9 protein-coding genes are annotated in these 8,580 nt (G+C 30.9%); 6 read left to right on the forward strand and 3 right to left on the reverse strand.

From position 1 onward, the window contains the following. Positions 1-8 precede the first annotated feature (8 nt). The 5 genes from AB1Z17_RS10675 to galE all read left to right on the forward strand — a co-directional run bounded on the left by AB1Z17_RS10675 (position 9) and on the right by galE (position 4,714). Positions 9-737 carry a nitroreductase family protein gene (locus tag AB1Z17_RS10675; protein ID WP_368051795.1) on the forward strand — a complete coding sequence of 243 codons (729 nt, stop codon included), beginning with the start codon at positions 9-11 and terminating at the stop codon, positions 735-737. A gap of 48 nt (positions 738-785) precedes the next feature. Beyond that, positions 786-1,574 (forward strand): serine O-acetyltransferase, encoded by a 789-nt coding sequence (locus tag AB1Z17_RS10680; RefSeq protein WP_368051788.1) that lies wholly within the window; start codon positions 786-788, stop codon positions 1,572-1,574. Between the two features lie 3 nt (positions 1,575-1,577). Continuing rightward, on the forward strand, positions 1,578-2,465 hold the full coding sequence (gene cysM, locus AB1Z17_RS10685) for a cysteine synthase CysM (RefSeq protein WP_368051789.1): 888 nt from the start codon (positions 1,578-1,580) through the stop codon (positions 2,463-2,465). Between the two features lie 87 nt (positions 2,466-2,552). Beyond that, positions 2,553-3,704, forward strand: a complete 1,152-nt coding sequence (locus tag AB1Z17_RS10690; RefSeq protein ID WP_368051790.1) for a DegT/DnrJ/EryC1/StrS family aminotransferase — start codon at positions 2,553-2,555, stop codon at positions 3,702-3,704. A gap of 2 nt (positions 3,705-3,706) precedes the next feature. Then, entirely contained in the window at positions 3,707-4,714 is a 1,008-nt protein-coding gene (gene galE, locus AB1Z17_RS10695; RefSeq protein ID WP_368051791.1) for a UDP-glucose 4-epimerase GalE, read from the forward strand. Positions 4,715-4,804: 90 nt separating this feature from the next. Here the strand turns inward: galE and fabD are convergent, their stop codons facing one another. Next, on the reverse strand, positions 4,805-5,686 hold the full coding sequence (gene fabD / locus AB1Z17_RS10700) for an ACP S-malonyltransferase (protein ID WP_368051792.1): 882 nt from the start codon (positions 5,684-5,686) through the stop codon (positions 4,805-4,807). Between the two features lie 78 nt (positions 5,687-5,764). Between fabD and AB1Z17_RS10705 the strand changes: the two genes are divergently transcribed. Further along, positions 5,765-6,457, forward strand: coding sequence for a queuosine precursor transporter (locus AB1Z17_RS10705; RefSeq protein WP_368051793.1), 693 nt, complete (start codon positions 5,765-5,767; stop codon positions 6,455-6,457). Positions 6,458-6,710: 253 nt separating this feature from the next. Here the strand turns inward: AB1Z17_RS10705 and AB1Z17_RS10710 are convergent, their stop codons facing one another. Both AB1Z17_RS10710 and AB1Z17_RS10715 read right to left on the reverse strand, forming a co-directional pair. Continuing rightward, positions 6,711-7,676 (reverse strand): YitT family protein, encoded by a 966-nt coding sequence (locus AB1Z17_RS10710; RefSeq protein WP_368051794.1) that lies wholly within the window; start codon positions 7,674-7,676, stop codon positions 6,711-6,713. 23 nt (positions 7,677-7,699) lie between these two features. Further along, positions 7,700-8,497 carry a DUF2797 domain-containing protein gene (locus tag AB1Z17_RS10715; RefSeq protein ID WP_368051796.1) on the reverse strand — a complete coding sequence of 266 codons (798 nt, stop codon included), beginning with the start codon at positions 8,495-8,497 and terminating at the stop codon, positions 7,700-7,702. Between the last annotated feature and the right edge of the window lie 83 nt (positions 8,498-8,580).

Below are 8,580 nucleotides of genomic sequence, written 5' to 3' on the forward strand. Positions count from 1 at the left end.
AATTTTCTATGAATAAAAATCTTATTGAAGCAATTAATTACCGTCGCTCAGTTAGAGTATATGATAGTCAAAAAGAAATTGATTCTGAAATAGTTAAAAAATGCATTCAGCAGGCTACACTCGCACCAACAAGTAGTAATATGCAATTGTGGGAATTTCACCATATAACTTCAAAAGATATTTTAAAAAAATTAGCAATCGCTTGTTTAAATCAAAATGCGGCAACAACAGCTAAACAAATGGTTGTAATTGTAGTTAGAAAAGATCTATGGAAAAAACGTATAAAGGCTAATTTAAATAACTTAAATGCCATTTATGGTGAAAAAGCTAAAAGCGAATATAGTTCAAGAGAAAAATTTGCAAAAAACTATTATAGAAAACTAATGCCTATTATTTACACTGATTTTTTGGGCATTTTGGGATATCTAAAATTTACTTTTTCTTGGCTTACTGGATTATTTAAGCCAACTTACCGTCAGCTTAGAAATTCTGATATGCGCATTGTTGCTCACAAAAGTGCAGGATTAGCTGCACAAACTTTTATGTTAAGTATGGCTGCTGAAAAATACGATACATGTCCAATGGAAGGAATAGATTCTTTACGTATTAAAAAACTATTAAAACTTCCATTAAGCAGTGAAATAAATATGGTTATTTCTTGTGGAATTAGAAAACCTGAAGGAGTTTATGGGGAGCGCTATAGAATCCCTTTTGAAAAAGTTTACAAACAATGGTAATTTAGTAATAAATAGTACGACAAAGAATTACAAAGTATTAATAAAATTATGACTGCAAAAGAGAGTATTATTCATAAAATAATATCAAGCGAAAATCGACCACACTTAAATTTTAGCTTAAAACATAAAACTGAAAAATTTACAGATAACTTATTTCAAACTTTATTTGATGCTGAAACTTGCGTAGCTGAAAACATTGAACAATTAGAAATTGATTTTGATGAAATTTACAAATTAGCTCGTGTTGTTGATAAAGATTCTTGTGCCACTATTTGGAAAACATTTTTATCCAAACTTCCTGAAATTTTAGAAAACCTAAATTTAGACGCACTAGAATTGGTAAACAACGATCCAGCTTCAAATACTATTGAAGAAGTTTATATGGCTTACCCTGGATTCTATGCTATTGCAATTTACCGTTTTAGTCACGAATTGCATTTGCTAAAAACCCCCTTAATTCCAAGGTTAATGAGCGAATATGCGCATAGTAAAACAGGAACAGACATTCATCCTGGAGCTACAATTGGCAACAGTTTTTTTATAGATCACGCTACAGGAACCGTAATTGGAGAAACGTGTATAATTAAAGATCATGTAAAAATTTACCAAGGTGTTACTTTAGGTGCTTTGCAAGTTTCAAAAGAATTAAAAAATGTAAAAAGACATCCAACTGTTGAAGAAAATGTAACAATTTATGCAAATGCGACTATTTTGGGTGGAGAAACAATTATCGGTAAAAACAGTATAATTGGTGGTAACGTATGGATTACAGAATCCATACCAGAAAATTCTTTGGTATATCACAAAGCTGAAATTAGATTGAAACAAAAAAAATAATAAATGACAGCTAAAAATTTATTCGATTTTATAGGAAATACACCATTAGTAAAAGCCAAAAATATTTTAGTAAAAGAAGGTGTCTCACTTTATCTTAAACTAGAAGGAAACAATCCTGGTGGAAGTGTAAAAGATAGGGCAGCCTACAATATGATTGCTACTGCTTTAGAAAAAGACAATCTCCAAAAAAATGATTATCTAATAGAAGCTACAAGTGGAAATACAGGTATTGCATTAGCTATGATTGCACAACAATTTGGAATTAAAATTGAATTGGTAATGCCCGAAAATTCAACAAGAGAACGCGTACAAACTATGCAAGCTTATGGTGCTAAAGTCACTTTAACTGCTAGCGATATTGGTATTGAAGGATCTAGAACTTATGCCGAAAAAATGGTAAAAGAAAAAGGATATAAAATGCTAAATCAATTTGCAAATGAAGACAATTGGAAAGCACATTATAAAACTACAGGCCCAGAAATTTGGAGAGATACCAATGGAGAAATAACACATTTTGTTTCTGCAATGGGAACCACCGGAACTGTTATGGGAACTTCAACTTTCTTAAAAGAAAAAAATAAGAACATCCAAATTATTGGCGCACAACCTACAGATAATTCTAAAATTCCTGGAATAAGAAAATGGTCACCAGAGTTTTTACCAAAAATATTCAATCCTAAAAAAGTAGACACCGTTATTGAAGTGAGCGAAACTGAAGCGCGGGAAATGACCAAAAGACTGGCAAAAGAAGAGGGAATTTTTGCAGGAATGAGTAGTGGCGGCTCGGTTACAGCAGCTCTAAAATTAGCTAAAACCTTAGAAAAAGGAATTATAGTTGCCATTATTTGCGATCGTGGTGACCGTTATTTATCCTCAGATTTATTTGAATAAAACGTTGTAGCAACTATCCGTATTTAAGATTGGATAGGAAGGTCTTTTATTGTATTTTTGTTTGTTAGAATATATACAAATCATACCATGAAAAAAATTCAAATGGTTGACCTTCAAAGTCAATACGCTAAAATTCAAGAACAAGTTGATTCAAAAATTTCAGAAGTTTTAAAATCTGCTGCCTATATAAATGGACCTGAAGTTCATGCTTTTCAAAAAAATTTAGAAACTTATTTAGATGTAAAAAACGTAATTCCTTGCGCAAATGGTACCGATGCCCTTCAAATTGCGATGATGGGTTTAGGATTAGAACCTGGTGATGAAGTAATTACAGCGGACTTTACATTTGCAGCAACTGTAGAAGTTATTGCACTTTTACATTTAACACCTGTGTTAGTTGATGTTGAAAAAGACACTTTTAACATGGACATTGCAGCATTAAAAAAAGCAATTACTCCAAAAACAAAAGCTATTGTTCCTGTTCATTTATTCGGTCAATGTGCAAATATGGAAGCCATTTTAGAAGTTGCAAAAGAACATAACTTATTTGTAATTGAAGATACTGCCCAAGCAATAGGAGCAAGTTATACATTTAAAGATGGTACTAAAAAGAAAGCTGGAACCATTGGAACTATTGGAACGACTTCTTTCTTTCCTTCTAAAAATTTAGGTTGTTATGGAGATGGTGGTGCAATTTTTACAAATGATGATGACTTAGCCCATACAATTAGAGGAATTGTTAACCACGGAATGTACAAGCGTTATTACCACGATGTTGTTGGTGTTAACTCTAGGTTAGACAGTGTTCAAGCCGCTGTTTTAAATGTAAAATTACCACTTTTAGATGGGTATTGTGACGCACGTAGAAAAGCAGCAATATTTTATAACAATGCATTTAAGAATAATAAAAATATTGTAACTCCTAAAACTGGAAATAGTTGCGAATTTATCTGTGAAAATTGTGATTGCCACGTTTTTCATCAATATACTTTGCAAATATTAAATGGTAAAAGAAACGAATTACACCAACATTTATTAGATAACGGAATTCCAAATGCCATCTACTATCCTGTACCTTTACACAGCCAAAAAGCATATGCAGACGAGCGTTATAATGAAGCTGGTTTTAAAGTTACAAATGAATTGATTGATACCGTAATTTCTTTACCAATGCATACTGAATTGGACGAGGAACAATTGAATTTTATAACGTCTACAATTTTAAATTTCATTAAATAAAAATGAAGAAAATTTTAGTTACAGGTGGACTAGGTTTTATTGGTTCACATACCGTTGTAGAATTACAAAATGAAGGTTTTGACGTTTTAATTATTGATAATTTGTCAAATACTTCTATAGAGGTTCTAGATAAAATTACTTCAATAACAGGTATAAAACCTGCATATTTTAATATTGATTTAAAAGATAAAACAAGCGTTCAGGAATTTTTCGCAACTAATAAAGTTGATGGTGTTATTCATTTTGCAGCTTCAAAAGCAGTAGGTGAAAGCGTTCAAATGCCTTTAGAATATTACGAAAATAATATTGGCAGTTTGGTGTACTTGCTTCAAGAAATGAAAGCCAACAACTTAAATAATTTTATATTTAGCTCATCTTGTACTGTTTACGGGCAAGCAGATGAATTACCTATTACAGAAAAGGCACCAATAAAACCTGCGGAATCTCCTTACGGAAACACAAAGCAGATAGGTGAAGAAATTATTAAAGACACTACCAAAGTAACAGATTTAAAAGCAATTGCTTTAAGGTATTTTAATCCTACAGGAGCGCACGAATCAGCAAAAATTGGAGAACTACCAATTGGTGTTCCTCAAAATTTAATTCCTTTTGTGGTACAAACTGCGGCTGGTATTAGAAAAGAATTATCAGTTTTTGGAAGTGATTATCCAACTCCAGATGGCACTGCTGTCAGGGATTATATTCACGTAGTAGATTTAGCAAAAGCGCATATTGTTGCACTAAAAAGATTAATTGATAACAACAATAAATCTCAATTTGAAGTTTTTAATTTAGGTACAGGGAAAGGAAATTCTGTATTAGAAGTAATAAAAACTTTTGAAAAAGTCACTGGTAAAAAAGTAAATTATAAATTGGTTGATCGAAGAGAAGGCGATATTACTGCCGCTTATGCAGATACAAATTTTGCGAACGAAGAACTAGGATGGAAAGCTGAATTTGGTTTAGATGCAGCTTTACTTTCTGCCTGGAAATGGCAAGAAACCTTATAATTAATAGCAATTATAAATTGCAAAAAGGCTGACAAAAAAATTAAAATTTTAGTCAGCCTTTTTTTATTAAAGCTTCAATAAATATACGAATTAGTTACCTGCTCCACTAGCGGTAACATTTCTATCTATTTTACGCATTAATCCTTGTAAAACTTTACCAGGACCAACTTCAACAAATTCTGTCCCTCCATCAGAAATCATAGCTTGTACACATTGTGTCCAGCGCACTGGAGCTGTTAATTGTGCTATTAAATTTTCTTTAATTTCATCTGGATTTGTAACAGCTTTAGCCACAACATTTTGATAAACTGGACATGTTGGCTCACTAAAAGTTGTATTTTTAATAGCTTCAGCTAATTCTTCTCTTGCGGGTGCCATAAGAGGTGAATGAAAGGCTCCACCAACTGGCAATTTTAATGCCCTTCTTGCTCCTTTTTCAGTAAGTGCAGCACAAGCTTTGTCTATTGCTGCAATTTCTCCAGAAATAACTAATTGACCTGGACAATTATAGTTAGCTGCTACTACTACTCCATCAATATTTGCACAAACTTCTTCAACAACTGCATCATCTAAACCTAAAACTGCTGCCATTGTAGATTCTTGAGCTTCACATGCTTTTTGCATTGCTAAAGCTCTTTTAGAAACCAATTTAAGTCCGTCTTCAAAAGTTAGCACTCCATTTGCAACCAAAGCAGAAAATTCACCTAAAGAATGACCCGCAACCATTTCTGGTTTAAAATCGTCTCCTAATGTTTTTGCTAAAATTACTGAATGTAAAAAAATTGCAGGCTGTGTTACTTTAGTTTGTTTTAAATCTTCGACAGAACCTTCAAACATAATGTCTGTTATAGAAAAACCTAAAATATCGTTTGCTTGTTCAAATAGTTCTTGAGCTAATGGTGAGTTTTGATATAAATCTAAACCCATTCCTGTAAATTGTGCTCCTTGACCTGGAAATATGTATGCTTTCATTTTATATATTTATTTCAATTCAAATTTCAAAATGCAAAAATAAGAATAAATTACTATATTCGTATCAACTTGCCGCTAATGAATCCAAAACTAAAATCCGAAGCTTTTACAATCTATTTAATTTTAGCCTCTATGTTTATTGCAGCATTGGTGGCTTCAAATTTAATTTTTCAAAAGTTTTTTTATTGGAATCCTTTTGGTTGGTTTAGATTTGAGCTTTCTGTTGGTATTTTACCCTATCCAATTACCTTTTTAATTACCGATATTATTTCGGAAATCTATGGTCGAAAAAAAGCAAATCAGGTTGTAATTGCTGGGATTTTTGCCTCATTCTTTTCAATGTGTATTATTTTAATTGCAAATTATACATCTGCAATTGACAGTTCACCAATTAATAATGAAATTTTTACAAAAGTATTTGGGTTATCGCCAATTGCTGTTTTAGCGTCTATGTTAGCCTATTTATTTGCACAATTTGTTGATATTCGAATTTTTCATTTTTGGAAACGAAAAACTAATGGCAGACATTTATGGTTACGAAATAATTTTTCTACATTTTCTTCTCAGTTAATTGACACTTCAACAGTAGTAGGTTTGTTATGCCTTTTTAATGTACTACCTTGGAGTTTGTTTGGCACTTTAGTTTTAAGTGGATTTTTATTTAAAATTATAATTGCACTTTTAGATACTCCTATTTTATATTTTATTGTGTACTTATTTAGAAAACGCTTTCATTTACAACAAGGAGAGGAAATTAAACTATTCGATTAATTTTGGCATATAATTTGCAATATTTCAATTAAATGGGTAACAAATTAAAAAGTTATTGATTTATAAGTGTAAGTGAAACATAAAGTAAATGGTTAAACCATCAATAAAAAGAAACATTTACATAATTAAATATAGATTAGATAAAGCATATTATTTTATACACGTATTCAGAATCATTTAGTACTGCGAGCGTGTAAAATTGAGTGAGACCCTGAAATAAATTCAGGGTGACGTAATAATTGTATATCTTAATCTATTTTAAAGGTCGTTTTTTTATCATTCCACCTTTAGTGTCTTTTATACTATTCATAATTATAAAAGCATCTTTATCTATTTTATCAATTTCAGTTTTAATTTTGGCAATCTCAAGTCGAGTTACAATGGTGTAAATAATATCAAAGTTAGTAAGCTCTGCTCCTTTTTTACCAAACCCACCTTTTCCGGCGTACACCGTAACTCCACGTCCTAAACTTTCAGTTATCATCAATCTTATTTTTTCACTTTGGTTAGAAATAATTGTAATACCTGTATATTCTTCAACTCCTTCTATAATAAAATCAACTGTTTTTGCTGCCGCCATATAGGTTAACATTGCGTATAATGCAACCTCAATTGATAAAATATAGCCTCCAAAGGAGAAGATAATAACGTTTCCAATTAAAATTACATCACCAATTGTAAGACCTGTTTTTTTACTTAAATAAATTGCCAATACTTCAGTTCCATCAATAACAGCACCTCCTCTAATTGCCATTCCAATACCACCACCCAAGAAAAAACCTCCAAAAACAGCGATTAATAATTTATCTGATGTAATTAAAGGATATGGAATAAAATGCACCGTTAATGCCAATGCTATAATTGCTAAAATACTTTTTATAGCAAATTGTTTTCCTATGTTTGAATATCCCAAAATAATAAATGGCAAATTCACAATTATAATAAGAATAGAAAGTGAAAAACCTGTAGTTTCTGAAATTAATAACGATATTCCCATTGCTCCACCATCAATAAAAGAATTTGGCAATAAAAACCCTTTTAAGCCAAAACCAGCAGAAACAACTCCTATTAAAATAAAAAATACTTCGCTGATACTATGAGAAATACTTACCTCTATATTTTTAACTTCTTCAGAAAGTTTTTTATGAGGTGTATCCTTATTTTTTTTGAATCTCCGTTTTACTGTTTTAACAACCAGGTTATGTATAAATGCAATCATATATTATGTTACTATTTTATTAATTACTTAATTGTAATTATTACTTTAAAACCTTCATTATTTCTAACATTAAAAACGGTAGTGTCTTCAAATAATAAATACTGCCCTTTTACACCTTTTAATTTTCCAGAATACACATGTGATTTTTCCAAATTTAAACTTTTAATTTTTTTAGGGTATTGTAAAACAGGATAATTAATCTCTGTAATTTTACCGTTATTTGCTAAAAAATAGGGCTGGGCTTCTTCTGGAATGTATTGTTTTAATTTTTCTCGTTCTTCAATTAAGTTAACCGTTGAAACTTCATTTTTCAACATTTTTTGCCAACTTGTTTTATCGGCAACATGCTCTTTTAGAGCAACTTCCGTAATACCTGCTAAATACCTGTTTGGCACTTCAACAATTTCAATTGCTTTTGAAGCTCCTTGATCTATCCAACGCGTTGGAACTTGGGTTTTCCTTGTAACACCAACTTTTACATTACTCGATAATGCCAAATATACAATATGCGGTTGTAATTGCACGCTTTTCTCATAGTCTAAATCTCTATCTTCAATATCATCATGTGCAGTGCTTAATTCTGGTTTCATAATCCAATCTCCAACAGCAGCACTTTTATAGAAACAATCATAACAAAAACCTTGTCTAAAAATTTTCTTTTCTTCACCACAACACAAACATTGATACCCTTCAAAACTTAATTCAATATTTTTATTTAATAATTGATTTAAAACTAAAAAATCATTTTCAACATCTAAGTAATATTGAACTTGATTGTTAAGTTCTGTTTTCATTTTTTTTAGTACAGTTTGATATTGCATGTAAAGTTTTTTATTAAATTTAACATTCCAAATATACTGATTATAATATGCCATTTCAAATAGTAAATTCAATAATATCTTGG

It is taken from the genome of Lutibacter sp. (assembly GCF_040883305.1).
Classification (GTDB): Bacteria; Bacteroidota; Bacteroidia; order Flavobacteriales; family Flavobacteriaceae; genus Lutibacter.

Excerpts from the sequence above, each read along its gene's own strand:
- AB1Z17_RS10710 (WP_368051794.1), bottom strand. The coding sequence starts at position 7,676 with ATGATTGCATTTATACATAACCTGGTTGTTAAAACAGTAAAACGGAGA.
- AB1Z17_RS10715 (WP_368051796.1), bottom strand. The coding sequence starts at position 8,497 with ATGCAATATCAAACTGTACTAAAAAAAATGAAAACAGAACTTAACAAT.
- AB1Z17_RS10680 (WP_368051788.1), top strand. The coding sequence starts at position 786 with ATGACTGCAAAAGAGAGTATTATTCATAAAATAATATCAAGCGAAAAT.
- AB1Z17_RS10705 (WP_368051793.1), top strand. The coding sequence starts at position 5,765 with ATGAATCCAAAACTAAAATCCGAAGCTTTTACAATCTATTTAATTTTA.
- galE (WP_368051791.1), top strand. The coding sequence starts at position 3,707 with ATGAAGAAAATTTTAGTTACAGGTGGACTAGGTTTTATTGGTTCACAT.
- cysM (WP_368051789.1), top strand. The coding sequence starts at position 1,578 with ATGACAGCTAAAAATTTATTCGATTTTATAGGAAATACACCATTAGTA.
- AB1Z17_RS10690 (WP_368051790.1), top strand. The coding sequence starts at position 2,553 with ATGAAAAAAATTCAAATGGTTGACCTTCAAAGTCAATACGCTAAAATT.
- fabD (WP_368051792.1), bottom strand. The coding sequence starts at position 5,686 with ATGAAAGCATACATATTTCCAGGTCAAGGAGCACAATTTACAGGAATG.
- AB1Z17_RS10675 (WP_368051795.1), top strand. The coding sequence starts at position 9 with ATGAATAAAAATCTTATTGAAGCAATTAATTACCGTCGCTCAGTTAGA.